Source organism: Pseudoalteromonas sp. MT33b (genome assembly GCF_014117385.1).
Taxonomy (GTDB): domain Bacteria; phylum Pseudomonadota; class Gammaproteobacteria; order Enterobacterales; family Alteromonadaceae; genus Pseudoalteromonas; species Pseudoalteromonas lipolytica.
Genome location: NZ_CP059831.1, coordinates 2,025,953 through 2,052,025 on the forward strand (window position 1 = coordinate 2,025,953; position 26,073 = coordinate 2,052,025).

Consider the following 26,073-nt stretch of genomic DNA (forward strand, 5'->3'; position numbering starts at 1 on the left):
TAAATCCGCCGATATAAATAACCATTCAAAAGAATGGTGGGTCATGATGGACTTGAACCATCGACCAATGGATTAAAAGTCCACTGCTCTACCAACTGAGCTAATGACCCGCTCTATTGCTTGCTAAAAGCTATACGTAAATCCGTCGATTTTAGATTACCATTCTAAAAAGAATGGTGGGTCATGATGGACTTGAACCATCGACCAATGGATTAAAAGTCCACTGCTCTACCAACTGAGCTAATGACCCGCTCTATTGCTTATTAAAAGCTGCGTAAATCCGCCGATATTAACAGTACCATTCAAAAAGAATGGTGGGTCATGATGGACTTGAACCATCGACCAATGGATTAAAAGTCCACTGCTCTACCAACTGAGCTAATGACCCGCTCTGCTGCTTATTAAAAGCTGCGTAAATCCGCCGATATGTAACTGTACCATTCAAAGAATGGTGGGTCATGATGGACTTGAACCATCGACCAATGGATTAAAAGTCCACTGCTCTACCAACTGAGCTAATGACCCGCTCTGTTACGTTATTAAAGCTGCGTAAATCCGCCGATATCTAAAAGTATACCATTAAAAATAATGGTGGGTCATGATGGACTTGAACCATCGACCAATGGATTAAAAGTCCACTGCTCTACCAACTGAGCTAATGACCCGCTCTTTTAGCCGCATTTTGGCTGTTGTTACCAATCGCCTGCTGCGGGCGCTTATAATACTTATTTAAATGCTGAGTGCAACAGAAAATATCTCTTTTTTTAAGTTTTTATGTCTAGTTGCCTAATTTTAGACCGCTTAAGTCAAAAAGCAGTCTAATCAGGTCAAATCTACAGTTGCGACAGACGTTCTGTGGCTAATTTAGCAGCGGTTGTACTTGGGTACTGATTAATTAAATCATTAAAGGTTTTAAGGGCTTGTTCACCTAAACCTTGATCAACAAGTAAGTTGCCTAACTTCAACATAGCATCAGGGCGTTTATTCGAATTCGGAAATTCATTCACAACCACTTTAAAGTGTTTGGTTGCAGCAGCGGGATCGTTTTGAATTGTTAAAAGCTGCCCTAACCAATAATGCGCGTTTGACGCATACACTGAATTTGGATAAGTCGTTAAGAATGTTTGGAACTCAGGAATTGCTTGCTCATAACGCTTATCTTTCATAATTAGCGCCACAGCACGCTCATAGGCTTCATTTTCAGATAAGTCTGAGCTGATAGTCTGTGATGCATTTATATCTGTGTAAGTGTTCGTTGGCTGAGTTGCTGCCGCAGGCTGAGAATAGGCCTGACTAACGCGATTCTCAATTTCTTGATAAAGCTCACGTTGACGTTGGAGCACTTTTTCAAGCTTATAGCTTTGCTCTTCAGTAATGCCACGAACCTGACTCACTTCGTCTTGTAAAATATTCAACTGCTGCTGAAGCTCAGCTTGCAATAAATTACGTGACTTCATCATGTTTTCTAATGCGATTAAACGTTTCTCTATGCTCGATTGCGAGCTTGCAGCTTCTGAAACAGGAGCGGGAGCAGCCCATAACTGGGTGCTCCCGCTTAAGATCATTGCTGCCAAAATAATTTTCGGCTTCATAATGTCTCTTTCTTAGTAAACTAATACTGCGCGACGGTTTTTAGCGAACGCTTCTTCAGTGCGAGATTTAACCATTGGCTTCTCTTCACCATAGCTCACTACCGACATTTGGCTAGCAGAAACACCTAAGCTTTGTAGATATTTTTCTACTGCTTGACCACGGTGCTCACCTAATGCGATGTTGTATTCAGGCGTACCGCGCTCATCTGCGTGACCTTCGATTAGTACTTTAACTGAAGGGTTTTGTACTAAGAACTCAGCGTGTGCTTGTAGAAGCTCAGCGTATTTGCTTTGGATTTTAGCGTTATCAAAACCAAAGTAAATGATTTGTTCTTGACGTAACGCTTCGTATTTTTCACGAAGTGCTTCTTCAGCTTGTTGCTCTGGAGTAAGCGTTGCAACTTCAACTGTATCATTGTTGTTTGCTTGCTCAACCGCACCTTGGTTTGTTTGGTTTGCAGCACCTTCGTCAACACCTGAAGAAGAGCTACATGCTGCTAAAGTCATCACTGGCACAGCAATTAGCAGGCCTTTTAAAGTTTTATTAAGTTGCATTGAATTGATTCCTATATTGAGTAAACCAGTAAAATTACTGTAAATAAGGCGACCAAGCCGGTGCCTTAACTTGTCCGTCTAGCACAGGTAAGCGTGCTTTAAAGCGACCATCCATAGAAACTAACGCTAACACCTGTTTATTATTATGAAGCGTGCTGTAGATAATCATCGAGCCATTGGGTGCAATACTCGGCGATTCATCTAGGCGTGTTCTCGTTAATACTTGGAACGCACCTGTAGCTAGCTCTTTCTTAGCAAGATGGTATTGACCGTTTGTACGGTTCACCATCACTAATTCTTTTCCATCCGGTGAAACCGAACCTGCTAAGTTCATGTCACCATCAAAGGTCATTCGTTTTGACCTACCTGTTTGCAAATTTAACTTATAAATCTGAGCATTACCACCCCTTTCAGAGGTAAACACGATATCTTGACCATTTGGAAACCATGATGGTTCAGTATCTATACTGCGGTGATTTGTAAGTCGAGTTTCTTTGCGTGTTGCAAGGTCTAATAAGTACACTTCTGTTGCGCCATTACGGTCTTTTGATAACACTAACAGTAGTTTTTTACCATCAGGAGAAAACTGAGGCGCACCATTAATACCAGGGTGACTGGTAATTAGTTCGCGTTTTCCTGTATATAAGTCTTGAATGTAAATTTGGCTTTGGCGATTTTCAAACGTTACATACGCTAACTTAGTCCCATCTGGCGACCACGCTGGTGACATAAGCGGCTCTTTAGAGCGAAGCAACACTTGCTCATTAAAGCCATCATAATCAGCAACCACCAATTGATAAGGTTTAGCGTCATTTTCACGCACAATGACATAGGCAATTTTTGTTAAAAATGCGCCTTTTTCACCCGTAAGAGCTTCGTAAACCACGTCGCTGATACGGTGTGCGTATCGACGAAAACCATTTTCACCAATAACACTTTCACGTGCATCTAAAATATGATCTTGGCTTTTAACCAATTTACCGTTGCTCATTAATTGTGTTTCGCCGCCCGTAATTTGGCCACGAATCACATCAATAAGTTCATATTTAACACGGTAACGGCCATTAGGTTGTTGCTCTACCTCACCCACTAACACAGCTTCGACACCTTTATTAACCCACGCGCCGTAATCAACATCTGAATCTTTAGCAGGAAGCTGAGGCATAGTATTAACGTCGATCGGCTTAAATTTTCCGCTGCGCATTAAATCGGCAGCAATCACTGAACTTAACTTTTCAGGGATAGGACCCACACCTTGATATTTAAAAGGCACAACCGCAATTGGGCGCGCACCATCGATACCATCGGTGATCACGATTTCTAATGCAGCACTGGCAATGCCATGAAAGCCCAGTAATACAATAAAACATGCTGTTTTTATCTGGTTAAACATATCATTCCTTTAAAATTGAGGCGCTATTGTTAAATTAATATTTTTTAATTGCTCAAATACTTCACGATCTGGTGATACAGGTAGCGTGTCGGCCATACGCACTGCGCGCATCGCAGCTTCGCACACTAACGTATCTCCACCCAATGATTTAACTTGGGTCACCAAACCATTAAAGCCAAGGCGAATATTAAGGCGACATTCTTTGCCTTTCATCTTCTCATCTTTTAAGAAGTTTTGCTGAATACGCGCCATAATTAACGCTTTATATTTCTCAACTTCGCCAACAACCTGCTGCTGACGCACTTTATCACGTGCAGCCTGTTCTGCAGCCAGTTGCTCTTGGAGCATTTGCTCTTGCAATGCCTGCTGACGCTTACGCTCTGCTTCAGCCTCTTTGCGTTTACGTTCAGCTTCAGCTTCTGCAGCTTTGCGCTTGCGCTCTTCTTCCGCTTTTTTCAATGCTTCTTCTTCGGCTTTACGCTTCTGTGCCGCGGCTTTTGCTGCTGCTTCGGCTTCTTGCTTTTGCTTTTCAGCTTGCTGCGCTTTAGCACGTTCTTTCTCTTGAATTTCACGCGCTTTCTTTGCTTGAGCTTCAGCTTCGGCTTTTTCTTTCTCTTTCGCACGACGCTGCTGTTCTAATTTTTTCAGACGGCGGTCTTCAGCTTCACGTTGCTTGCGCGCGTCATTAGCACGACGCTCTAAATCACGAATACGTTTTGCTTCTGCTTGCTTTTTAGCTTCTTCTTGCTTTTTTAGCTCGGCAATCTTTTGCTCAACCTTCTGCTGATCAACCGTGACAGCTGACACCGCTTTTTCAGGCTCAGGTAATGCAGGGTTTAAAGTCACCTCCATTACTTTTGGTGCTGGCATATGAAAATTGGCTGTCGCCACTAATAAACCTGCAATTGCCAAGTGCAAAAGAACTGATTTTATTACTGATGCACCCATAACTAGCCTTTATTCCCCTCAAACGATTCGGTCATAAGGCCAACTGAAGGCACCCCTGCATTTTTAAGAAAATCCATTAACAACAATACTTCTTGATAAGATACACGACCTGAACCTTTGATCATAACCGGAGTATCGGGATTTTTTTGCAACTGTAATTTAATCACAGCAGCGACGTCTAATGCTTCCATCGGTGCTTCTGGGTCAGTGCCGATACTGACATAATACTTACCTTCAGCGTCAATTGACGCAATGATAGGCGGTGTATCTTTTGTATCGACAAGATCAGATTCTTCCATTTTTGGCAAATCTACTTTCACCCCATGAGTAATTAATGGGGCTGTTGCCATAAATATAATAAGTAGTACCAACATAACGTCAATGTAAGGTACTACGTTTATCTCCCCTACTGGGCGACGTTTTTTACGCTGATACATTCGCTTTTGCCTCTATTTGCGTAGCTGCTTGGCGGTGTAAAATATTGGCGAACTCTTCCATGAAGTTAATATAATTACCCTCCAGCTTTTCTACTTTATTTGCAAAACGGTTGTAAGCAATAACGGCTGGAATTGCCGCAAATAAGCCCATTGCAGTTGCAATAAGTGCTTCGGCAATGCCCGGTGCAACCATTTGTAATGTAGCTTGTTTCACTTCACCTAGTGCGATAAATGCATTCATGATACCCCATACAGTACCAAATAAGCCGATATAAGGACTAATAGAACCAACGGTCGCCAAAAACGATAAACTAGATTCTAATTTTTCAACTTCACGCGACAAAGCAACACGCATTGAACGATGCGTGCCTTCCATAACGATACTGGCACTTTGGAACGTATTTTTTTTGTGGCGTGCAAATTCTTTAAAACCGGCAACAAAAAGAGCTTCAACGCCCGAAGCTCCGCCTGGGCGGGCAGACACTTCATTATATAATTTACTAAGATCAACACCTGACCAGAACTTTTGCTCAAAACGCTTTGCGCCATTTAATGCATCAGAAATCGCTTTTTTACGTTGAAAAATAATTGCCCATGACATGACCGACATACCCACTAATGCCAACATCACTAATTGGACAAGTACACTGGCTTCTAGAATAAGATCTAAAAAGTTAAGCCCTGATCCCACGTTAAACTCCTAAAATAGATTTCTATATAATTTGTTATATTTTTTACACTTGCATTTATTGACCACAAACTTGGCCAAAAGTTACATCTAGTGTATCTAGTCAATAATGAACTGACAACGCTCTTGCTGTGAAATAGCGGCAAATAACGGTGAAAAGCACTCAGCTTAGCTATTTTTTGCTCACAATCCTTTAAAAACTTATTTTTGCTGTGTTTTCACTGCAAAAATGAGTACCACCATTAGGCAACTAAAAATATAGCAAAACCTCATAAAATACAGCGTTTATTCATATTTTACGCATAAACACCCAAAACATGTTTTGCAAATCTACTACAGAATACTTAAACTAATCCTGAACAATGTTTGTTAATATTATAAAAATCATTTTATTCATAAACTTAAAGTAAAAACACTCAATAAGTGAACAAAAAGAAAACAAACCAACAATTCACTCACATTAGTTTTTTTTATCTGAAAATTAAATTTTTCTAGTTTGAAGAAAAATCCACCATTGCGTATCATTTCCCCATACCGAGCTGCAACCTTTGAAAGTTTTTTCATTAAGCTCCGTTTTTTGCAATATGAAGTTTCGTATTGCACTTGGTTGACTTAAACAGGATAAAACCTCTTTAAGAAAACCGTAGTTCCCTGGATTACTTCCTTCAACTTGTTGTTTGCCCGCATGCTTATGCGGGCTTTTTTTTGCCTGCACAAACGTCAATGAGAATACCTACAGATAACTTAACAGCATGTGAATTACAGATGTTAAAATGAGACCATCAATCGTGGTTTGTGGTTTGTGGTTTGTGGTTTGTGGTTTGTGGTTTGTGGTTTGTGGTTTGTGCAAAATAAATCCACATTAACCTTAGGCAAGCTTTTTATATTTAATCGCTACAGTAACCCCCGCTCGGTCTACCTTCTAGTATCTACCTTCTAGTATCTACCTTCTAGTATCTACCTTCTAGTATCTACCTTCTAGTATCTACCTTCTAGTATCTACCTTCTAGTATCTACCTTCTAGTATCTACTTTCTTTCTAATATCTAACGTCTAAAAACTAAAAACCCCGCTAAGCGGGGTTTTGTTATTTATCTGGGGTAAGACCAAAATGAAGGTAGGCAATATCAGAAACGAGTCGCCCTCTGGGCGTGCGTTGAATAAATCCTTGTTGAATTAAAAATGGCTCAATGACATCTTCAATAGTCTCTTTTTCTTCGCCAATGGCAGCCGCTAAATTATCGAGACCCACGGGGCCACCCATAAACTTTTCAATGATGGCAAGAAGGTATTTTCGGTCCATGTAATCAAAACCGCTTTTATCAACATCGATCATATCAAGTGCTTGTTCAGCGACTTCGGCATTTACTTTACCGTCTGATTTAACTTGCGTGTAATCTCGTACTCGGCGCAAAAGTCTGTTTGCTATTCGTGGTGTACCGCGTGAGCGTTTAGCAATTTCAACGGCGCCTTCGTCACACATGATTAAATCTAAATATCGAGCAGAGCGGGCAACAATTTTTGATAAATCTTCAACCGAATAAAACTCTAAGCGTTGCACAATGCCAAAACGATCTCGTAATGGCGATGTTAACGAGCCAGCACGCGTTGTAGCCCCTATTAATGTAAAAGGCGGTAAATCGAGCTTAATTGATCGTGCCGCAGGACCTTCACCAATCATAATATCGAGCTGATAATCTTCCATTGCGGGGTAAAGTATTTCTTCTACTTGCGGACTTAAGCGGTGAATTTCATCAATAAACAGTACATCGCCTTCTTCAAGGTTAGTTAATAGCGCGGCTAAGTCGCCCGCTTTTTCAAGAACCGGCCCTGAAGTCGTTTTAATGTTTACATTAAGCTCATTCGCTACAATATTAGCCAGTGTTGTTTTACCCAAACCCGGCGGACCAAAAATGAGTAAATGGTCTAACGCCTCACCACGATGACGAGCGGCTTCAATAAAAATTTCCATTTGTTGCTTAACATGCGGCTGGCCTGTGTAATCGTTTAATAGTTTTGGACGTATTGCACGATCGACACTGTCTTCATTACTTTGTTCACTCGCATCAATTAAGCGATCTGCTTCAATCATGGTGTACTCACAACATTGACTTTAGAGCTTCTTTAATAAGAACCTCTGTTGTCATACCTGGTTTATTTACAGCTTTAACCGCTTTTTGCGCTTGCGGTAGTTTATAGCCTAAAGATTCAAGTGCTGAAACAGCATCATCCGCAGCATTATTCGCTACTAGCGTATCATTACTTGCAGGCTCAATAATGGCATTATCGCTAAATGGTGTGAATAAGTCATTACCCCAATTTTTTAGCCTGTCTTTCATTTCAAGTACCAAGCGCTCTGCAGTCTTTTTGCCCACCCCAGGAAGTTTAACCAAGGTTGTCGCATCTTCATTGTTAACACAACTAACAAACTGCTGCGCCGACATGCCCGACAAAATGGCAAGGCCAAGTTTAGGGCCTACCCCATTTGCTTTTAACAGCTCTCTAAATAAAGCACGCTCAGTTTTATTATTAAAACCAAATAATAACTGTGCGTCTTCGCGAACAACAAAATGAGTATAAATAACCGCTTGTTCACCCACATTGGGTAAATCATAAAAACAGGTCATTGGCATTTGCACTTCGTAACCGACACCACTTACCTCTATAAGTATTTCTGGTGGCTGCTTTTCAACAAGTAACCCGTTTAATCGACCTATCATATTACTTCCTTAATCGTCCTCTTACGGTTTTGCTCGCGCTGCCCGCAAGTTTAATTAAATTTTGTTCTGAGTGAGCATGGCAAATGGCAATTGCTAACGCATCGGCAGCGTCGGCTTGCGGGGTTCCCGGCAGTTTTAGAATATTTTTAACCATATGCTGTACTTGCGATTTATCGGCACCACCATTCCCCACGACCGCCTGTTTTATTTGTCTGGCTGAGTACTCAAATACGGGCAACTCTGCCATTGACGCACCGACTATGGCGGCCCCTCGGGCTTGACCAAGTTTGAGTGCTGAGTCAGGATTATGTGCCATGAACACTTTTTCAATGGCAAAATTATCAGGCGAAAACTGTTCAATTAACTGGCTAACACCTTGATAAATCATTTTTAAGCGTATAGGAAAGTCGTGATCAGCAAGCTTTATACAGCCACTCCCTAAATAAGTAAATTTAGTACCTTGGTGGGCTATTACCCCATAACCTGTTAATCGTGAACCAGGATCAATCCCTAAAATAATCGCCAACTAACTGACCCATCTATAAAATCATCATCTGCATTTAATAATGCCAGAGCACTGTATAAATTACCAGTAACTAATTGCAGTTCATAAAAAATGCCCGCAATTGCGAGCATTTTTTAAACATTGTCTTTATCCTAGCGACCGCAGTAAACCTTGAGTATTTTTTCGCATGGTACGCGCTATCATTAAATACCCTAAACACGCAACAAATAACCCACCTGCTGCGGGGCCTATTAACCAAATATGTGGATGCAACTTACCTGCTAATTCGAACATTTGTTTTTGTACAATTAACAAAGCAACATCACTGACAACAGCCGCGACTAAACCGGCCGTAAAGCCTAATAATAAAAATTCATACAAGGTCGCGTTTTTAATTAATCGCCCTTTAGCGCCCAGTGTACGCAAAATAACAATTTCTTGCATACGCTCACCTAGGCTGGCTTGCACTTGCGAAATAAGCACTAAAGCACCACACGCAACAACAATCGCGAGTACAAAGCCAATCGCTAACGATACTTGCTCTATTGTTGAGCGTATTTGCTTAATAAAGCTTTCAACATCAATCGCATTCACCGTTGGGTATTGACGTAATAACTCACTAAACTCTCGCTTTTGATCTTTATTTACACGCACCGATGAAATGTACGTCGCAGGGAAACTTTGCAGCACATCGGGGCTCAAAATAATAAAGAAATTCGGTTTTAAGGTGTTCCAATTTACTTTACGTACACTGGTAATTTTGGCATCAAATGACTGAGCGCCAATTAAAAAGGTGAGTGTATCGCCCAACTCTACATCTAAACGCGCTAACATTGACTCTTCTAATGACGCCTCTGCCACTGAGCTCTCGGTAAACCATGTACCGTCAATTAACTCATTTTGCTTGGGTAGCTCAGCGCGCCATGTAAGATTTAACTCGCGGCCAATACCTGAACGTGCTTCTTCATCTTTTTTCTCATTGTCTTCTAATGATACCTCGCGAGCCACCAGCTCACCATTAACGGCATTAACACGACCACGAACAATCGGGTAAAAATCTGACGTAGGCATGTCACGCTCTGCTAAAAACGACGTGATAGGTTCAAGCTCAGCTTCTGTTATATTCACTAAAAATGAGTTTGGCGCATCGGCTGGCAATTGTGACTGCCAATCTGAAATCATGTCGTTTTTAAGTACGATTAAAAACAACAGTAATTTAATAGCAAGCGCAAAGCTTATAAGCTGCACCGCGTTTACATTCGCTCGCTTTTGAATTGAAGCAATCGCTAAAGACCAACTATTACCAGGACTTAAGCCTAGCTTACGACCCCCACCAAAAATAAGCTTCGATAGACCAAATAGCACCACGATTAAAAACGCTGTTGAGGTAAATAAAATGGCCGTAATTTTAATGTTATTACTGAACAACCACATTAACAAAAACACCGTTAGCGCCGACATTGCAAGGTGAATTTTGCTCACTAATAAACGGTCTCCCAAGTTGCGACGAAGTACACGCAATGGGGGAATATCAAATAAATCCAGCAGCGGCTTAATCGAGAACATAACGGCACAAATCACGCCTGTACTGACTGCGATAAGCCAAGGTTTTGCCGATGCGCTTGGCAGCTCTGTGCCCATTGACTGAGCAAGGTAATCACTGGCTATCATTTGTAAAGAATAACCAATAACTAACCCCAAAATGACCGACATTGTGCAAACTAAACTTAAATGTAATAAGTAAATTTTACGGATAGTTGCCCTACTGCCACCAAGAGTTTTCATCATTGCGACTGGGTCATATTGCCTTTCGCAGTAGCGTTTTGCCGATACCGCAATTGCCACTGCCGCTAAAATGATACCTAACAAACCTGCCAGTAATAAAAAGCTCTCCGCTCTATTTAAGCTGTTCGCAATAGGTGATTGCCTGTCTTTAACACCATACCACTGTTGGTTTTCTTTCATTTGGGGTTTAAGCCATGCATAAAAGGTGTCTAAGTCACTTTGCTCACCGGCATACAATTGACGATAAAACACGCGACTCCCCGGCTGGATCACCTGTGTCGCGTCTATGTCACGTTCATTAATTAAAATGCGTTGACTACTGGAAAAAACATTAAAAGGAGCATCGGGTTCTTCGGCAACCACTCGACTTGCTGTAAACGTTGCAGCGCCCAGCTCAACTTGACTACCAACCTGAATATTAAGCGCATAAAACACCGACTCACTAAGCCATACCTCACCTGTTTTTGGCACTTCGTCAGTAACAATAGCATTTGAAGTTAAGCGTGTTTTTACTTTAAGTTCACCTTTTAATGGATAACTATCAGAAACCGCCTTTACTGAGCCAAGTTGCATTTCGTCACCTGCAAATAGCATGGTATCGAAATACGTAATTTTTGCAGTGCGTAAGCTCTGTTCCTGCGCTTTTTGCAAATACTCTGTTGGTAACTGATGATTACTGGCCAACACACGATCCGCAGCGATAAAGGCACTACTTTTTTGCGCAATACTTTGACCAATTCGGTCTGTTACCATAGAAAGCGTTAATACGGTGAGCACAGCCAAAGCAATAGCTGCACTGATCACCGTTAATTCACCCCGTTTAAACTCACGTGAAAACAATTTAAGTGCTAACTTAGCCCACATTCGCTTGCACCTCTTCGCTCTCTTTTACTGTTACTAATTGACCTGCTTCAATGTGTAAAATTTGTTGGCATTTTTCAGCAAGCTGTTCGTCATGGGTTACTAAAATAAGCGTGGTACCGTGTTCTTTATTCAGTTCAAAAAGCAAAGATTCGATCAATCTACCATTTTTGCTATCAAGGTTTGCTGAGGGTTCATCCGCAAACAAAATTTTAGGCGTACCAATGAATGCACGCGCAATTGCAACACGCTGTTGCTCACCACCAGAAAGTTGCGAAGGATAATGCCCCACACGGTGGCTAAGACCCACTTTTTCGAGTAACTCTAGGGCTTGTTGTTTTGCATTTTTACTACCTGCAAGCTCTGCCGGTAGCATCACATTTTCAAGCGCGGTTAAACTTTGCACAAGCATAAAAGACTGAAACACAAACCCCACTTTATCAGCGCGTAATGCCGCGCGGGCTTCTTCATCTAAATCGTGCAAAGCAGCGCCGTCTAAATGAATGCTGCCACTGGTTGACTGGTCAAGACCTGCTAATAAACTCAGTAACGTAGACTTACCCGAGCCCGATGTGCCAACAACGGCAACAGAATCGCCCGACTTGACATTAAAGCTGATGTCACTGAGGATGGTTAGGTCACCCTCCACTGTGGTGACTGTTTTAGTAAGTCCATTAACTTGAATGATGTTTAATTGAGAAAGCGCTGACATATGATGCATCCAATCCTACGTTTTATATTCGTTTTACTGTTAGTAATCAAACCACTTACGGCAGCAGCTGACAACACAATTTTAATTTTAGGTGACAGTTTAAGCGCCGCTTACGGCCTCAAACAAGAGCAAGGTTGGGTTAAATTGTTACAAGATAAGTACGATGAAAAAAGCCAACCTGTTAACTTAGTTAATGCAAGCATTAGCGGTGAAACAACTGGCGGAGCACTTAGACGACTTGATACCCTGCTAGCCGAATTTGAACCCACTCATGTACTTATTGAGCTTGGTGGAAATGACGGTTTACGTGGTTTTCCAATCAAACGTTTACACGCTAACTTACGTGATTTAATTAACAAAAGCCAACAAGCAGGTGCCAAAACTGCCGTGATGGAAGTACAGATTCCACCAAATTATGGCCCCCGCTACACTAAGTTATTTACCGACAGCTTTGAAAGTATTGCCAATGAAACCGACAGCGAACTTATGCCATTCTTTATGTTAGACATAGCAGGTCGCCCGGAGCTCATGCAAAACGACAATTTACACCCAAACGCTGATGCCCAACCATTAATACGTGATTTCATGTATAAAACGATCAATGATTGGCTAGATTAACACCTAGCCTCTGTTTTATTGCTTAAAATGAACAATAAACAAGCAATCAGACCACAGGTGTATTGATTTTTATAAAAAAAGACGTACTATTGCCTCAAATGTCGGCATATAGCGCAGCTTGGTAGCGCACTGTCATGGGGTGTCAGGGGTCGCAGGTTCAAATCCTGCTATGCCGACCATTTTCCTCCCCCACTGTATCTCTAATCGCTTTCTTTATTGCGTTGCAGTTTAAACTCAGTGAATATTTGGTTCACATCTACTTTTGCGCCTAACTTTGCAGCGATTAAAAACAACCCAGCTAACTTCCTGTGTACGAATAGTGCGTCAACTGGTGGTGCATGCCAGTATTGCGATGCAGTGCTCATTTCAAGACCGAGTTCTTTGATGCGTTTTGGTAAATCGCTTTTAGCGAAATCGTACTCGCCTTGACGGCTAAGTGGCTCACACGCGAGTAGAAAAATATCGACAACGTTATCAATGTATTCTTGCGCTAGTTCTTGCCCAAAATACCCGATACGCTTGGCTGCTGCTGCAACTTCTGCTCTGTCATTTTTGGCGGCTGCAGATAATAATTGCAAATAACCATTGCTTATATGTTGTGGTAATTCACGCGTTGCGCCAAAGTCTAATAACACTAAACGCTGCTGGTCCATTTGATACTGATAGTTAGCAAAGTTCGGGTCTGTTTGTATCAGCTTAAAGGTTAATAGCTCATTCAAAAACAAACGCAGTAACTGTTCTACCGCTTTGTTTCTTAACGCTTGCTGTGCATCTACAAGTGCCTCTATCTCTTGCCCTTCAACAAAATGCATGACTAGTATCTGCTTTGAGCTGAGCTCATCAACCACTTTTGGAATAACGTAGTTTTCATCATCGGCTAAGCAAGCGCGATAACGTGTTAGGTATCGTGCTTCAAGCTCGTAGTCTGCTTCATTTATCAATTGCTGTTTAGCTTCATCAATAAGGGGTTGCAGGTCCACATTTTTTGGGAGCAAGCCACTTATTTTGAGTAGATAAGCAAGGTTATCAACATCACTGGCAATCCCTTTTGCAATGCCTGGGTATTGAACTTTCACCGCCAGTTTTTTCCCCATTTCAGTGTAGGAAATATGCACTTGCCCTATCGACGCAGCAGCGAACGGCCGTAATTCAAAGTGCGATAAGTGCTCTAGCCACGCATCCCCCCAATGGTTGCGCATTACCTGTACGAGCTGTTTGTGTGGCATAGGTGTCGCCTCAGCACGTAACCGAGCGAGAATTGCCGACAATTCGGGCGTAAGTAACTCACCACTATCCATCGACAACAGTTGGCCCAATTTCATCGCGGCACCACGTAAATGGGCAAGCTGCTCGGTAAGACGCTGAATATTCTTAGGCTGTAATAATAATTCTTGACGAGAGGTTTCCTTGCCAGCGACCCATGCTTTTGCGCTTGAAAACAGCATATTTCCCGCCACTTTCGAGACTAAAGCACCAAGGCTTGCAGCCCTTGAAAACCTTGATGTAGGCACTGCACTTTGTTTAATAGTCATAGCGTGTCACGTATTTTATGTATCATGTTTTAAATACGTAAGTAAAAGAACTTTAGATCCCCTTTGTATTGAGCTTTAACAATGTATGTAATTTTAAACGCGACACAATACACGCTATAAAAATCAATTAACTTGTAGTGAAGATAAAAAGTGATTTCGTCATTTATCACTCAAACTACGTCATTTTAAGCCACTAAATTGAGGCGAAAATTGGAAAATTTCTAAGTATCGACAATACTTTATTATTATAAATCACTCATTTCTCAGCTCTGGCCTCTCAATGTCTCTTAGAACACAATTAATATTATTATTGAGCACTTTGTTTATTGTCGTTTTGATAAACACTTTTATTGTCTTTATTCTCGACAGAGAAGGCCGTTTAAAATTTGATGTACTTAATCGTACTCATGAGATTATTGATCAATCTGAACGACTCTATAACCATATTATTAATGCTGAAACGGGCCAAAGAGGTTATCTTTTAACAGAGAACCTCAATTATCTTGATCCCTACTACCGTGGTTTAGAAAAAACGAAAGAACAATTCCTAATACTCAATAAGCTGACTCTGAATGACAAAAAACAGCAACAAAACCTTGCACAACTCGATGCATTGATTGAGAAAAAATTCGCCGAACTGAATTTAACGATTAATTTAATAAAACAAAATACGCCCGATGCAGCCGAAGAGGCAAAAAGCATTGTTTACACCAACGAAGGTAAAGCGTTAATGGAGCAAATTGAGGCGTTAATAAAACAATTTCAAAATGTTGAGCGTACAAGGTTGGCTGAGCGAAACGCAGATTTCCAGAATAACCGGTTACTTATTACGCAAGTCGTATCTGTGCAAATTCCGTTATTTATTTTCCTATCCATTTTTTGTGCTTTTTACATTAACAATAAGCTGTTTAAACCGCTAAAGAGATTACTTAAAAATACCGAAAAGCTAGAAAAAGGCGAAATACCTGATCGTATTGAAAAATGTGACACCAATGAAATTGGCTATTTACTTCGACGTTTTCATCGTATGAGCAACATTATTTACAGGCGCACCAACAAGTTAAGTTTTTTGGTAAGTCATGACCACCTTACAGGTGTGTTGAACCGAACAGAGCTTGACCGTCAATTAAAATTCGCCATTAGTGCAAGCTCAAAGAACAATAAGATGGCTGTTATATTTATCGATATTAATCAGTTTAAACAATTGAACGATCAATACGGTCATGTCATTGGTGATAAAGTGCTTGTTGAAGCTGCTAAAAGAATAACTGGCGCTGTGCGTGCTGATGATGATGTATATCGTTATGGCGGTGATGAATTTATTATTGTGGCTCACCACCTCAGAAAACTAAGTTATATTGATGCGATGATCAAGCACTTGCTCGATAAGTTCAACAGCCCCTTTGAGGTAGAGCAGCATAACTTAAAAGTCACTTTAAGTATTGGTATTGCTGTCTCACCCGATCACACAACTGACCATACACAATTATTAAAATTTGCTGATCAGGCAATGTACGAAGCCAAGCAAAGCCAGTTACACACATATAAAATTTTTCAAGGAATTGAGGGAGATAACTGAACTTATTCAATGCTTATTACGTACAAATTTGCAAAAAGCTCAGTCGCTATGTATAAAAAACATACACTCATTTAATTAAGGTGCCCTATGCATATTTTATTAACAGGTGGAACAGGCCTCATTGGAAAGCATTTGTGCCCATTTCTTTTAAACCATCATAAAGTCACAGTACTGAGCCGAAATCCTATTCAAGCCAATGTATTACTGACTCATCAAGTGCATGCTGTAAAGTCGTTGGATGAGGTTGATTTTGAAGATATAGATGCAGTGATAAATTTGGCTGGCGAGCCTATTGTTAACAAACGTTGGAGCGAGTCACAAAAACGCCGTTTGCTCGACAGTCGAATAAACCTAACATTGCAAATATCTAAAGCGATTAGCCGGTGTGAAACGCCTCCTCATACCTTTATTTCTGGTAGCGCCATTGGTTTTTATGGTCGTCAAGGCGACAAACATATAGATGAGGAATTTAATGATATATACCCAGAATTCAGCCATGTTCTCTGTCGAGATTGGGAGCATGCAGCCACCAAAGCGCAATCAAGCAAAACCCGTGTTTGCTTGCTGAGAACGGGTGTTGTTCTTGCCAAACAAGGTGGCGCACTGAGTAAAATGTTACCTGCATTCAAGTTTGGTTTTGGTGGGCCTTTAGGGCATGGTCACCAAGGTATGTCTTGGATCCATATTGACGATATGATTCAGCTGATATTATTTGTACTGACCCACGACGACTTGCATGGGCCAATTAATGCCACAGCTCCAAACCCAGTTGACAATAATGAGTTTAGCCAAACATTAGGGACGGTACTTTCGCGCCCCGCCATGCTCAGAATGCCTAGTTGGTTACTTAAGCTGATGATGGGTGAAATGTCAGACTTACTTATCCATGGTCAGTTCGTCATGCCGAATAAATTACTCGCGCATAACTATCGCTTTCATTACCCTGAGCTAAAACCTGCGCTGGAAAGTTTAAAACTGTAATACATTGATAAGTAAAATTAAATTTGTATAAACCTTTACTGTATACTGTTATGCAGTAAAGGTTTTCTAACTATCATGGCAAACCAGCGACGTACCAAAATATACATGTAGCTACGTCTTCATGGTTAAACTGTGGTTTAGCGTATGAAGCTCATTTGTAACCCATTCTTTGTCTAAGCACTGTTCTAAATTAAGTTCTGCAAATCTTAAAAAATTACGTGCAGCATGGGACAAATGCCGATCTGTCCGAACAACAAAATACCAATGACTTGCCAGCTGAACATCAACAACATTAAGCATACAAAAGCTTTTATCGTGTGCTGGCAATACATGACGAGACACAACACCTAATCCCATTCCAGAACCGACGGCAACCCTAATAGCCTCATTACTTGCCATTTGCACGGTGTCACTAAGTACAAAGCCACGGCTTTGTAACTCACTTTCGAATAACATGCGTGTCGCCGAACCTGGCTCACGCAATAAAAAGCGCTCAGTCATTAAATCATGCAGTGTTACGTGTGAAGATTTAGCCAGAGGGTGATTCATTGGGGCGATAAACACTAAGGGATTTTGTAAAAAACGCCCTGCTTTCGCGTGCTCAAGCGACGGTGGATGACTAAATACATAAATATCATCTTCACCTCTTTCAAACCGAGCCAATACTTCGGCCCTGTTTCCTATTTCTAACGGAAGTTCTACATGCGGATGTAAATTACTGTATGGCCCTAATAGTTTTGGCAGGATGTATTGCGCTGTATTTACAATCGCTATTTTGCAACGTCCCCGCTCACCGCCTCTCAATTCAACCAAATAATCTTGATAATCGTCAAAATGACCAAACACTTGCTGACAAGTTTGAAATAAAGCAAACCCCGCTTCGGTAATATGAATACGCTGCTGGTTAACCACAATGAGAGGCTCGTTTACAGTTTCTTGCAGTCGCTTTATTTGCTGCGATACTGTTGGCTGCGTTAAATGTAATTGCCTTGCCGTTTCACTAATTGAACGTGTTTTAACTACACACATAAACACTTCTAATAGCCGAAAAGAAATATGTCGTAAGTCCACAACCTCACCTCATAGATAAAAACCTATATGATGGTAGCATTCATTTAATTATTTACTATGTGTTTTTTTATTTAGAATAGCGGCGCTTTTAACTAAGAGGAGAAAAAAGTGCCTGATATTGTTGTCATGTTTTTTGTTTTAGGGTTAGCCGCAGGTTTATTACGATCTGATCTAAAAATTCCGCAAGCAACTTATGAAACTCTCAGCCTATTGTTAATGCTAACAATTGGTTTAAAAGGTGGCATGGTGCTACACGGAAATATACATTGGCAATTATTACCTGAAATGGGATCGGTATTGTTACTCGGAGCGTGTATCCCTCTTCTACTTTACCCCGTACTCAAACGCTTACTTAATTTATCGGTCGCAAACAGTGCAAGTATTGCAGCACATTATGGCTCGGTGAGTGCAGGTACATTTGCTGTTGCTTTGGCGTACGCCGAATCAAATTCACTTGTGGTAGGTGCCGAAGTAACCCTGTATCTCGTCATGCTTGAGCTGCCGGCCATTATTGTTGGCTTATTGCTTTATCGCCGACTAGGAAATAAAGCCTCTGCAGGTAACCTATCGCTTAAGGCGCTGTGGCATGAAACCTTAACAAACAAAAGTGTTATTCTGCTTGTAGGTGGCGTTATTATAGGCATGATGTATGGCACACAACAAGGCAGCCAAGTTACGAGCTTACTAACCAATAGCTTTAAAGTTGTATTAGCCTTATTTTTACTTGAAATGGGTCTTATGGCAGCACAAACACTACGCCCTATTCCATGGCATCATTGGCGATTAGCGTTGTTTGCACTTATTACACCCAACTTATTAGGTGCGATTGGTGTTGGGGTTGGCACCGCATTGCAGCTTGAGCTTGGCTCAATCGTAATTTTAGGAAGCTTAGTTGCTAGCGCATCTTACATTGCAGCACCTGCAGCGATTAAAGCAGCAATCCCCGATGCAGATATTGGCTTAGCCATGTTAAGCTCGCTTGGGATAACCTTTCCGTTTAATGTATTAGTCGGTATAGGTTTGTATCATCATATGGCATTACTAATCTCATAAAAAAGTGAATTTAAACATCACTTTATGAATGCGATTTGGACTAAAGTCGTTTAATATAAAGAAAAAATGTGCAAGGACTTGCTATATGTTTGATCAATCTCTCAGCACAGAGCAACAGCATGTGAGTAACATTTTTAAGCGCTTATGTGCTGAATACAATGTGCAAAATAATGCAGAACTTGAGCACCATTTATCATTACAAAGCGGATTTAGTGAGCACTGTATTTTCAGTGCCACCATCCCTTATTCATTAATTGATAAAACGAGTAAAGCAACACACGTGAGTTTTGACTATTTACTTAATGGTCAAAATCAACACACGGTGCAATTAAGTAATGACCAATTAAAAGCGATTAAGAACGGCATTATCAAAAGTATCAAAAAAATGTCTATGGCTGGCTTAATTAAGGGTGAAAATCACAATCAAGAAACACTGGGTGAGCTGGCAGAAATTCATGTAGAACAGATTGAAAACGAGTTAAAAATACAAAGCCAAGTTAAATAACTTGGCTTTTTTTAATTCTTGCCTTTGTATAACTCATTATAGATATCGGCAATATTATTTTGTTTATCATAGTAGCGCTGCAATTCGCCCAGCGATAAATCTTTTAACGTATCATCAGTAAAATCTATTGGTTCGGCAAATTTAAAGTTGGCTACATTTGGCGACTCGCCTAGTAAAGCCGCAATTTCACTTTTTAAAGCTTCGGCTTTATTAAATAATTTGAGCGCTTTATTTATATCGGTTTCATTTTCAGCCTGAATGGTACACCAAACGACTTCAACCGATTTGCTTCTTATTTGATCTTCAAATATGTTTTTACGCGCAATTAGCCATGTACTCGCTATAAGCAGGATAGCTAAAACGGCAATTGCACTGTAAATTAGTTCAAGCATCACGTTCCCTCGGTAAACTAAATGTTACTATACACCCAAACTTGGTTCGTAATACATCAGGAAAAAGCATTATAAATGATAGTACGAGGCTGATATATAAGAAATATCTGATTCGCGCCCAATCTCTAGTGTGGCCAACTTGGACTCACCAAAAATTTTAACTTCGTTTTAAGCAAACTGGGGAAAAGCATCACCACAGCTAAGGCAATACTAATGTAAAGGACGACAAAACTGTAAATGTAATGAATATAGGCGTGCTCGGCTTGGATATCCAAGACAACAAATTTAAACCATAAAATAAAATGAGATAAAGCAATAATGATTGTTAATTTGAGCACACAAAAAAATAATAAGCCAAATTTATAGCTAAGCTTCACATGCAGTATGTAAAGCAACCATATACTCAAAAGGTTAAACAAACATAGTGCTAAATATACATTCTGTGCATTATTAACAGCGTGGCTTTCATGTATGTAAAGAAGAACTTTTTCCATTAAAAGCGACGTAATTAAGTACTTAGTTACTACTACAGCAATTGATAAAAAGTCACTAAATAGCTCTTTGTTTTTTACTGCTCTATAAACAGACAAAACTAAAGCAACTAAATACATCAACGAAATTATGACTTGCAATGAAAAAGCATCTCTACTTTCACTAGCAAACATAAATTCATTATATAAATCAGAGATGTAATCAATCATATCCCACCCTTAAACCGCGGGTAGGATATAACTATATTTAAAAGAAAACCAGCAATTCAGCTGACTTAGAGAATTAGTTTTCTTTTTTCTTAGGATCTTTAATAATGATGATACCGCCAGAACCTTGTAACTCTTGCTTTTTCTTTGGATCTTTAATAATAATAATTCCGCCACTCCCCTGAAGTTTTTGAGTATCAAAACTTGTTGCTGGTGCTGCGTCGAATGCTAAAGTAGATAGTAATAGGGCTGATAAAGTCATTTTTTTGTTCCTTCATTGTTAAAGATGCTGTTTCTTAGCAAGTACTGCGCCACTTATATTGCTATTTTAGTAACACAACACTCTTAATCTCTATATAAGCATAAAAAACAATCGATAGGCTATTTTTTGTTCTACCCTTGTTGGTAAAATAGACATTCCCTAACACCTTTACGCTTTGCTCTATAAACTAATAAGGCTCTATGCCATAATTCTGTTAACTAATAAATTTAATGGTAAGCGCACATACGCTTAGCAAGGTTTAATGCATGGCATATCAAGAACAACAGCAACCAACAATTTACTGGCATGACTACGAGACCTTTGGCGCCAGCCCGCAAAAAGACCGCCCGAGTCAATTTGCTGGCATACGTACCGATCTTGATTTAAATATTATTGGTGAGCCGCTCATTGAATATTGTAAACCCGCGGCAGACTATTTACCGCACCCAGAGGCGTGTTTAATAACCGGCATTACACCACAAATAGCCATGCAAAAAGGACTGCCTGAAGCCGAATTTATGGCAAAAATTCATGCCGAGTTTAGTCAGCCTAACACCTGTGTAGCTGGCTATAACAGTATTCGCTTTGACGATGAAGTAACACGTTACAGTCTATATCGTAATTTTTATGACCCTTACGAGCGAGAGTATAAAAACAATAATAGCCGTTGGGATATTATTGACCTTGTTCGTGCTTGTTATGCGTTGCGACCAGAAGGTATTGAGTGGCCATTAAAAGATGATGGCACACCCAGCTTTAAACTTGAGCATTTAACTGTTGCTAACGGCATAGAACATGCCGCAGCTCACGACGCGTTAAGTGATGTTACTGCAACCATTGCGCTTGCAAAGCTTATAAAAGAAAAACAACCCAAGCTGTATCAATTCTTTTTTGGTTTACGCTCTAAAAAAGCGCTGGCTGATTTAGTTGATGTGTTCAACATGACACCGCTGGTACATACTTCATCACGCATACCGGCAAGCCAAGGCTGTACTAGCTGGATAGCGCCGATGAGTTTTCATCCAGTAAACAAAAACGCCATCATCTGCTTTAATTTAACAGATGATCCGCAGGTGTTATTAGATTTATCGGTTGAAGAGTTACGGACACGCCTTTACACCAAACACACCGACCTTGGCGAAAACGAGGCCCCTGTCGGCTTAAAACTAGTTCACTTAAATAAGTGCCCTATTCTTGCGCCCGCTAAAACACTATTACCAGAAAATGCCGCACGCCTAGGGATAGACCGCGAAAAGTGTTTGCAAAACCTTGCTATATTAAAAGCCAATACTGAACTTCGCGACAAAGTAACCGAAGTATTTAACGAACAACGTGACTACGGTGAAACACATAACCCTGACTATCAACTATATGATGGCTTTACGAGCCATGCCGATAAAGCCAAATTTGCCATTATTCGCGATGCAAGCCCTGAGCAACTGGCCACAATGCAGTTAGATTTTGAAGACAAAAAGTTTAACACCTTGTTGTTTAGATACCGTGCTCGCAACTGGCCACACACCTTAAGCCAAGACGAACTTGCACAGTGGCGTATGTATTGCCAAAATAAATTAATGCACGGCGATGACAGTCCTTCTATTAGCGCACACGATTTTATGATTACGCTCGAAAATTTAGCTCATGAGCACGACGATAATGAAAAAAATCTGCACATTTTAAAAGCACTGTATAACTACGCACAAAGTATGTAATATAACCATCAATTACCATGCTTTTTGTGAAAATGGCACCTTATAAGATTAAACCGTTTATACAAAAAGCAATGCTCTAACATTATATAAATAAAGGAATATTTATGAAAAAAAGTATGCATTTTACCCTATTTGTCATTTTATTCATTGGCATAAGCCATGCCTACTCTTTTGAATCCAAAATGGATTTCGAAACTTACATACGCGCTTGTATATATAAACCTGATGCTAGCTATATGGGTCAGTGTAATGAGATGGGAGTAGATTACGAGAAGATTGATACAACACTTTATTCTGAAAATAATGATTCAATCTCATTTTCTACAAATGTCATTAAATCTAGGGCAGTTATATTTAAACAGTTCCACCATGGCTTTATAATTAATTGTAATGCTTGCTCAGCACCAACAAGTGTTTCTGATACTTTCAGTGCCTTCACTCGCTTTAAAAAAGCTTTTGAATCAAGTGCATTACATAGCGCATTTACTTCCACAGTTGTAACCAGAAATAACCGCAATACCTCAGAGCCAAGTGTGCAAAATAATGGAACAAGTTTCAGTGAAGACTTCAAAAACTTTGCAAGCGGAACTATAGATTTCAAAGATGTATTTGCATCCTTGTTTGATAGTGGAGACCAAAATATCGTCTTAGTAAAAGACAGTCGCGGCGAACCTTTTGCACTAATAGAGATAAAAAATGGCAAATATAGCTTAGTCGCAGATTTAACGAAAACAGTTAAGAACTCAGATGGTTCAACACTCTTCAATGCAAACCTAAGTACCAGTAATACACAGCCTTTTGTAGATATTGTCTATGGGGGCTCACTTAATATAGGCACTCATTGTAAAATTGCCTTTACGAGAGCTGAAAATGGGCAAAGATTAGTCTCGCAAGTTAGCTGCTATTAAAATAGTTTTTATAAGAGTTCACATGTGCCTAGCAATGCTAGGCACTTTTTATGACCAATACCCCATTACTTTTTATGCAACGCCTCAATACGTGCTAATAAACTAGAGGTATCGTATCGGCCGCCGCCTAAGGCTTGTACATCGGCATAATACTGGTCAACTGTTGCCGTCATAGGCAACGTTGCGCCGTTCGCTTTTGCCTCATCAAGAGCAATGCCTAAATCTTTACGCATCCAATCGACTGCAAAGCCAAATTCGTACTCACCTGCCCACATTGTTTTGTAGCGGTTTTCCATTTGCCATGAACCTGCGGCACCTTTAGAAATTGTTTCAATCACTTTTTCACCATCAAGGCCAGCTTGTTTAGCAAAGTGAAGTCCTTCTGCTAAGCCCTGTACTACCCCGGCAATACAAATTTGGTTCACCATTTTGCAAAGCTGACCTGAACCTACTTCACCTAATAGTTGGCTAAAACGACTAAAAGCAGCCATGACAGGTTGCACAACACCAAAGTCAGCCTCTGCGCCACCCACCATCACAGTGAGAACACCATTCTCTGCACCAGCCTGACCACCAGACACCGGGGCATCTAAAAACGCAATACCTTGTTGCTTAGCTTTAGCACCCACTTCACGAGCGACTTCTGCTGAGGTCGTTGTATGGTCAACTAAATAGCTACCGGCTTGCATGCTAGCCAGTACACCATTTTCGCCGTACACCACTGAGCGTAAATCATCGTCGTTACCAACACACATAAACACAATGTCAGCGTCTTTTGCCGCTTCTTTTGGCGTTTCGCTGTAGTGACCTTGATATTCTGATACCCACTTTTGTGCTTTTGCTGTTGTGCGGTTATAAACAGTCACGTGATGACCTGCGTTAGCAAGATGACCCGCCATAGGGTAACCCATGACACCTAATCCGATGAAGGCGACTTTCATTGACATAAAACTGACCTATTTGAGTGATAAATTAGTAACAATTTCATTATCTCAATCGAATAACTAAAAAGCGAATGAAAAAGCGTTCATTAATTTTAAGTAAGTTAAAAACACACAGGTAAAACATGGATAGTATATATCGTTTTAATGCCCAGCTTGCGTCTGGTGAAAATTTTAGCCTTGCGTCGCTACAAGGCAAAACCACTCTTATTGTTAACATTGCCAGTAAATGTAATTTTTCGATGCAAATGGCAAGTCTCGAAAAACTTTACAACACATATAAAGACCATAATTTTACTGTGCTGGGTTTTGCCTGTAACCAATTTGGTCATAATGAGCCACTCGAAGGTGGAGAATTATTAGCGTATTACCAGCAACACTTTAATGTAAGCTTTCCTCTTTTTAATAAAGTGCTCGTTAATGGGCCTGAGGCGCATCCGTTATTTAATTATTTAAAATGCCATACACGTGGAATTGCGCAAAACCGCGCAATTAAATGGAATTTCACCAAATTTCTTATAAACTCAGAAGGTCAACTCATTGCACGGTACGCCCCGCGTACCAAACCTGAAACCCTCAAAATGGTGATAGAGAGTAATTTAAATGATAAAGCTGGCCTTATTCAGTGCGCAAAAATATGAGAAACCCTTCTTTGACAATAACTCAACTAATTACAGTGAGTCTGTTTCTCTGAGCTTCATTGAGCAATCACTGAATATAACAACCGCACCATTAAGCAAAGGTTTTGATGCTGTATGCGTGTTTGTTAACGATACCGTTGATAAACACGTCATTTCTGCTTTAGCGAACGATGGTGTTAAAGCCATTTTATTACGCTGTGCTGGCTTTAATAATGTTGACCTTGAAGCCGCCAAAGAGCATGGAATAAAAGTTTGCCGCGTACCCGCTTACAGCCCAGAAGCAGTTGCAGAGCATTGTATTGCGCTCATGTTGACACTTAATCGCAAAACACATAAAGCATTTAATCGCGTTCGCGAAGGCAACTTTGATTTAAATGGCTTACTCGGCTTTAACCTATTTAAAAAAACCATTGGCATTATTGGCTGTGGTAAAATTGGCTTAGCACTGGTAAATATTTTAAATGGTTTTGGCGCTAACGTTTTAGTGTGTGATCCTAAAGTAAAAGCAGGGCCATTTACGCTATGTGACTTAGATACCCTACTCACGCAAAGTGATGTCATTTCTTTGCACTGTCCACTAAATGAGCATACCCATCACTTAATTAATGAAGCTGCATTTGAAAAAATGAAAGAAGGTGTCATGCTAATCAACACCTCACGCGGTGCGCTACTAGACAGTAAAGCCTGTATCAATGCGCTAAAATCAAAAAAAATTGGCTATCTGGGGCTTGATGTTTACGAACAAGAATCAGAACTGTTCTTTAAAGATCACCGTGAAGAAATTATGCAGGATGACATTTTTTCTCGCTTAGTCAGTTTCCCAAACGTACTTGTTACAGGTCACCAAGGTTTTTTCACTCAAGAAGCCCTTAACGAAATAGCTTGCACCACACTGCAAAGTGCTAATGAGTTAAGCCAAGGCTTGCCACTGACTAATGAAGTTATTTAAATGCGCTTAACTCTATGCGCTTAAAATAGTTCTATG

At 40.4% G+C, this 26,073-nt stretch carries 27 protein-coding genes and 6 tRNA genes; 10 read left to right on the forward strand and 23 right to left on the reverse strand.

Translation table 11 applies throughout. From position 1 onward, the window contains the following. Positions 1-34: 34 nt before the first annotated feature. The 17 genes from H3302_RS09245 to H3302_RS09325 form a co-directional block, all read right to left on the reverse strand. Positions 35-110: transfer RNA gene (locus H3302_RS09245), tRNA-Lys, on the reverse strand. Positions 111-174: 64 nt separating this feature from the next. Then, positions 175-250, reverse strand: a tRNA-Lys gene (locus H3302_RS09250). Between the two features lie 62 nt (positions 251-312). Further along, positions 313-388: transfer RNA gene (locus H3302_RS09255), tRNA-Lys, on the reverse strand. A gap of 61 nt (positions 389-449) precedes the next feature. Beyond that, positions 450-525, reverse strand: a tRNA-Lys gene (locus H3302_RS09260). A gap of 64 nt (positions 526-589) precedes the next feature. Then, positions 590-665, reverse strand: a tRNA-Lys gene (locus H3302_RS09265). Positions 666-833: 168 nt separating this feature from the next. Beyond that, positions 834-1,592, reverse strand: coding sequence for a tol-pal system protein YbgF (ybgF, locus tag H3302_RS09270; RefSeq protein ID WP_036967786.1), 759 nt, complete (start codon positions 1,590-1,592; stop codon positions 834-836). Positions 1,593-1,604: 12 nt separating this feature from the next. Then, positions 1,605-2,147 (reverse strand): peptidoglycan-associated lipoprotein Pal, encoded by a 543-nt coding sequence (gene pal, locus H3302_RS09275; RefSeq protein ID WP_036967784.1) that lies wholly within the window; start codon positions 2,145-2,147, stop codon positions 1,605-1,607. Between the two features lie 34 nt (positions 2,148-2,181). Then, positions 2,182-3,540 carry a Tol-Pal system beta propeller repeat protein TolB gene (tolB, locus tag H3302_RS09280; protein WP_036967780.1) on the reverse strand — a complete coding sequence of 453 codons (1,359 nt, stop codon included), beginning with the start codon at positions 3,538-3,540 and terminating at the stop codon, positions 2,182-2,184. 9 nt (positions 3,541-3,549) lie between these two features. Further along, positions 3,550-4,488: a cell envelope integrity protein TolA gene (gene tolA / locus H3302_RS09285; RefSeq protein WP_036967778.1), complete on the reverse strand. Its 939-nt coding sequence runs from the start codon at positions 4,486-4,488 to the stop codon at positions 3,550-3,552. 2 nt (positions 4,489-4,490) lie between these two features. Further along, positions 4,491-4,925, reverse strand: coding sequence for a protein TolR (gene tolR, locus H3302_RS09290; RefSeq protein WP_036967776.1), 435 nt, complete (start codon positions 4,923-4,925; stop codon positions 4,491-4,493). Next, complete coding sequence (tolQ, locus tag H3302_RS09295) at positions 4,912-5,616, reverse strand: protein TolQ (RefSeq protein ID WP_036967773.1); 705 nt, start codon at positions 5,614-5,616, stop codon at positions 4,912-4,914. The genes tolR and tolQ overlap by 14 nt, the downstream gene beginning before the upstream one ends. A gap of 478 nt (positions 5,617-6,094) precedes the next feature. After that, entirely contained in the window at positions 6,095-6,337 is a 243-nt protein-coding gene (locus H3302_RS09300) for a hypothetical protein (RefSeq protein ID WP_036967770.1), read from the reverse strand. Positions 6,338-6,699: 362 nt separating this feature from the next. After that, the gene (gene ruvB, locus H3302_RS09305; protein WP_036967767.1) at positions 6,700-7,704 is read right to left on the reverse strand and encodes a Holliday junction branch migration DNA helicase RuvB; all 1,005 of its coding nucleotides are present in this window, start codon (positions 7,702-7,704) and stop codon (positions 6,700-6,702) included. A gap of 7 nt (positions 7,705-7,711) precedes the next feature. Continuing rightward, positions 7,712-8,332 carry a Holliday junction branch migration protein RuvA gene (ruvA, locus tag H3302_RS09310; protein WP_036967766.1) on the reverse strand — a complete coding sequence of 207 codons (621 nt, stop codon included), beginning with the start codon at positions 8,330-8,332 and terminating at the stop codon, positions 7,712-7,714. A gap of 1 nt (position 8,333) precedes the next feature. Continuing rightward, a complete protein-coding gene (gene ruvC, locus H3302_RS09315; RefSeq protein WP_036967765.1) occupies positions 8,334-8,858 on the reverse strand; it encodes a crossover junction endodeoxyribonuclease RuvC in 525 nt (174 codons plus the stop codon). A 126-nt stretch (positions 8,859-8,984) separates the two neighbouring features. Continuing rightward, positions 8,985-11,486 (reverse strand): ABC transporter permease, encoded by a 2,502-nt coding sequence (locus tag H3302_RS09320; RefSeq protein ID WP_182395001.1) that lies wholly within the window; start codon positions 11,484-11,486, stop codon positions 8,985-8,987. After that, complete coding sequence (locus H3302_RS09325; RefSeq protein ID WP_036967761.1) at positions 11,476-12,195, reverse strand: ABC transporter ATP-binding protein; 720 nt, start codon at positions 12,193-12,195, stop codon at positions 11,476-11,478. The genes H3302_RS09320 and H3302_RS09325 overlap by 11 nt, the downstream gene beginning before the upstream one ends. Between H3302_RS09325 and H3302_RS09330 the strand changes: the two genes are divergently transcribed. Both H3302_RS09330 and H3302_RS09335 read left to right on the forward strand, forming a co-directional pair. Then, positions 12,196-12,813 carry an arylesterase gene (locus tag H3302_RS09330; RefSeq protein ID WP_065978522.1) on the forward strand — a complete coding sequence of 206 codons (618 nt, stop codon included), beginning with the start codon at positions 12,196-12,198 and terminating at the stop codon, positions 12,811-12,813. Between the two features lie 102 nt (positions 12,814-12,915). After that, positions 12,916-12,992: transfer RNA gene (locus tag H3302_RS09335), tRNA-Pro, on the forward strand. A 21-nt stretch (positions 12,993-13,013) separates the two neighbouring features. On the opposite strand, the gene H3302_RS09340 is transcribed toward H3302_RS09335, so the two are convergent. Then, positions 13,014-14,345 (reverse strand): AarF/ABC1/UbiB kinase family protein, encoded by a 1,332-nt coding sequence (locus tag H3302_RS09340; RefSeq protein ID WP_182395004.1) that lies wholly within the window; start codon positions 14,343-14,345, stop codon positions 13,014-13,016. A 280-nt stretch (positions 14,346-14,625) separates the two neighbouring features. Between H3302_RS09340 and H3302_RS09345 the strand changes: the two genes are divergently transcribed. Then, a complete protein-coding gene (locus tag H3302_RS09345; RefSeq protein ID WP_182395014.1) occupies positions 14,626-15,924 on the forward strand; it encodes a diguanylate cyclase domain-containing protein in 1,299 nt (432 codons plus the stop codon). Positions 15,925-16,011: 87 nt separating this feature from the next. Next, complete coding sequence (locus H3302_RS09350; protein WP_036967749.1) at positions 16,012-16,905, forward strand: TIGR01777 family oxidoreductase; 894 nt, start codon at positions 16,012-16,014, stop codon at positions 16,903-16,905. 111 nt (positions 16,906-17,016) lie between these two features. Here H3302_RS09350 and H3302_RS09355 read toward each other — a convergent pair whose 3' ends face one another. Next, on the reverse strand, positions 17,017-17,976 hold the full coding sequence (locus H3302_RS09355; protein ID WP_036967747.1) for a LysR family transcriptional regulator: 960 nt from the start codon (positions 17,974-17,976) through the stop codon (positions 17,017-17,019). A 108-nt stretch (positions 17,977-18,084) separates the two neighbouring features. On the opposite strand from H3302_RS09355, the gene H3302_RS09360 reads away from it, so the two are divergent. Beyond that, positions 18,085-19,029, forward strand: a complete 945-nt coding sequence (locus tag H3302_RS09360; protein ID WP_065978525.1) for a sodium-dependent bicarbonate transport family permease — start codon at positions 18,085-18,087, stop codon at positions 19,027-19,029. An 85-nt stretch (positions 19,030-19,114) separates the two neighbouring features. Then, complete coding sequence (locus H3302_RS09365; RefSeq protein ID WP_065978526.1) at positions 19,115-19,534, forward strand: hypothetical protein; 420 nt, start codon at positions 19,115-19,117, stop codon at positions 19,532-19,534. Positions 19,535-19,545: 11 nt separating this feature from the next. Here the strand turns inward: H3302_RS09365 and H3302_RS09370 are convergent, their stop codons facing one another. The 3 genes from H3302_RS09370 to H3302_RS09380 form a co-directional block, all read right to left on the reverse strand. Then, a complete protein-coding gene (locus H3302_RS09370) occupies positions 19,546-19,926 on the reverse strand; it encodes a hypothetical protein (protein ID WP_036967741.1) in 381 nt (126 codons plus the stop codon). A gap of 125 nt (positions 19,927-20,051) precedes the next feature. Continuing rightward, entirely contained in the window at positions 20,052-20,627 is a 576-nt protein-coding gene (locus H3302_RS09375; protein WP_075594360.1) for a hypothetical protein, read from the reverse strand. 73 nt (positions 20,628-20,700) lie between these two features. Then, on the reverse strand, positions 20,701-20,886 hold the full coding sequence (locus tag H3302_RS09380; protein WP_075594361.1) for a hypothetical protein: 186 nt from the start codon (positions 20,884-20,886) through the stop codon (positions 20,701-20,703). Positions 20,887-21,152: 266 nt separating this feature from the next. Between H3302_RS09380 and sbcB the strand changes: the two genes are divergently transcribed. After that, positions 21,153-22,598 carry an exodeoxyribonuclease I gene (gene sbcB / locus H3302_RS09385; protein WP_074989316.1) on the forward strand — a complete coding sequence of 482 codons (1,446 nt, stop codon included), beginning with the start codon at positions 21,153-21,155 and terminating at the stop codon, positions 22,596-22,598. 104 nt (positions 22,599-22,702) lie between these two features. After that, on the forward strand, positions 22,703-23,506 hold the full coding sequence (locus H3302_RS09390; protein ID WP_180310912.1) for a hypothetical protein: 804 nt from the start codon (positions 22,703-22,705) through the stop codon (positions 23,504-23,506). Between the two features lie 65 nt (positions 23,507-23,571). Here H3302_RS09390 and H3302_RS09395 read toward each other — a convergent pair whose 3' ends face one another. Continuing rightward, the gene (locus tag H3302_RS09395; protein ID WP_036967732.1) at positions 23,572-24,453 is read right to left on the reverse strand and encodes an NAD(P)-dependent oxidoreductase; all 882 of its coding nucleotides are present in this window, start codon (positions 24,451-24,453) and stop codon (positions 23,572-23,574) included. Positions 24,454-24,572: 119 nt separating this feature from the next. On the opposite strand from H3302_RS09395, the gene H3302_RS09400 reads away from it, so the two are divergent. Together H3302_RS09400 and H3302_RS09405 are read left to right on the forward strand one after the other, a co-directional pair. After that, a complete protein-coding gene (locus H3302_RS09400; RefSeq protein WP_065978532.1) occupies positions 24,573-25,088 on the forward strand; it encodes a glutathione peroxidase in 516 nt (171 codons plus the stop codon). Further along, a complete protein-coding gene (locus tag H3302_RS09405; protein ID WP_180311636.1) occupies positions 25,054-26,037 on the forward strand; it encodes a 2-hydroxyacid dehydrogenase in 984 nt (327 codons plus the stop codon). Before H3302_RS09400 ends, H3302_RS09405 begins: the two co-directional genes overlap by 35 nt. Positions 26,038-26,073 lie beyond the last annotated feature (36 nt).

Bases quoted from the DNA above. Each gene is read 5' to 3' on its own strand.
- ybgF (WP_036967786.1), bottom strand. From the start codon at position 1,592: ATGAAGCCGAAAATTATTTTGGCAGCAATGATCTTAAGCGGGAGCACC.
- pal (WP_036967784.1), bottom strand. From the start codon at position 2,147: ATGCAACTTAATAAAACTTTAAAAGGCCTGCTAATTGCTGTGCCAGTG.
- tolB (WP_036967780.1), bottom strand. From the start codon at position 3,540: ATGTTTAACCAGATAAAAACAGCATGTTTTATTGTATTACTGGGCTTT.
- tolA (WP_036967778.1), bottom strand. From the start codon at position 4,488: ATGGGTGCATCAGTAATAAAATCAGTTCTTTTGCACTTGGCAATTGCA.
- tolR (WP_036967776.1), bottom strand. From the start codon at position 4,925: ATGTATCAGCGTAAAAAACGTCGCCCAGTAGGGGAGATAAACGTAGTA.
- ruvB (WP_036967767.1), bottom strand. From the start codon at position 7,704: ATGATTGAAGCAGATCGCTTAATTGATGCGAGTGAACAAAGTAATGAA.
- ruvA (WP_036967766.1), bottom strand. From the start codon at position 8,332: ATGATAGGTCGATTAAACGGGTTACTTGTTGAAAAGCAGCCACCAGAA.
- H3302_RS09320 (WP_182395001.1), bottom strand. From the start codon at position 11,486: ATGTGGGCTAAGTTAGCACTTAAATTGTTTTCACGTGAGTTTAAACGG.
- H3302_RS09325 (WP_036967761.1), bottom strand. From the start codon at position 12,195: ATGTCAGCGCTTTCTCAATTAAACATCATTCAAGTTAATGGACTTACT.
- H3302_RS09330 (WP_065978522.1), top strand. From the start codon at position 12,196: ATGATGCATCCAATCCTACGTTTTATATTCGTTTTACTGTTAGTAATC.
- H3302_RS09340 (WP_182395004.1), bottom strand. From the start codon at position 14,345: ATGACTATTAAACAAAGTGCAGTGCCTACATCAAGGTTTTCAAGGGCT.
- H3302_RS09345 (WP_182395014.1), top strand. From the start codon at position 14,626: ATGTCTCTTAGAACACAATTAATATTATTATTGAGCACTTTGTTTATT.
- H3302_RS09350 (WP_036967749.1), top strand. From the start codon at position 16,012: ATGCATATTTTATTAACAGGTGGAACAGGCCTCATTGGAAAGCATTTG.
- H3302_RS09365 (WP_065978526.1), top strand. From the start codon at position 19,115: ATGTTTGATCAATCTCTCAGCACAGAGCAACAGCATGTGAGTAACATT.
- H3302_RS09370 (WP_036967741.1), bottom strand. From the start codon at position 19,926: ATGCTTGAACTAATTTACAGTGCAATTGCCGTTTTAGCTATCCTGCTT.
- H3302_RS09375 (WP_075594360.1), bottom strand. From the start codon at position 20,627: ATGATTGATTACATCTCTGATTTATATAATGAATTTATGTTTGCTAGT.
- H3302_RS09380 (WP_075594361.1), bottom strand. From the start codon at position 20,886: ATGACTTTATCAGCCCTATTACTATCTACTTTAGCATTCGACGCAGCA.
- sbcB (WP_074989316.1), top strand. From the start codon at position 21,153: ATGGCATATCAAGAACAACAGCAACCAACAATTTACTGGCATGACTAC.
- H3302_RS09390 (WP_180310912.1), top strand. From the start codon at position 22,703: ATGAAAAAAAGTATGCATTTTACCCTATTTGTCATTTTATTCATTGGC.
- H3302_RS09395 (WP_036967732.1), bottom strand. From the start codon at position 24,453: ATGTCAATGAAAGTCGCCTTCATCGGATTAGGTGTCATGGGTTACCCT.
- H3302_RS09400 (WP_065978532.1), top strand. From the start codon at position 24,573: ATGGATAGTATATATCGTTTTAATGCCCAGCTTGCGTCTGGTGAAAAT.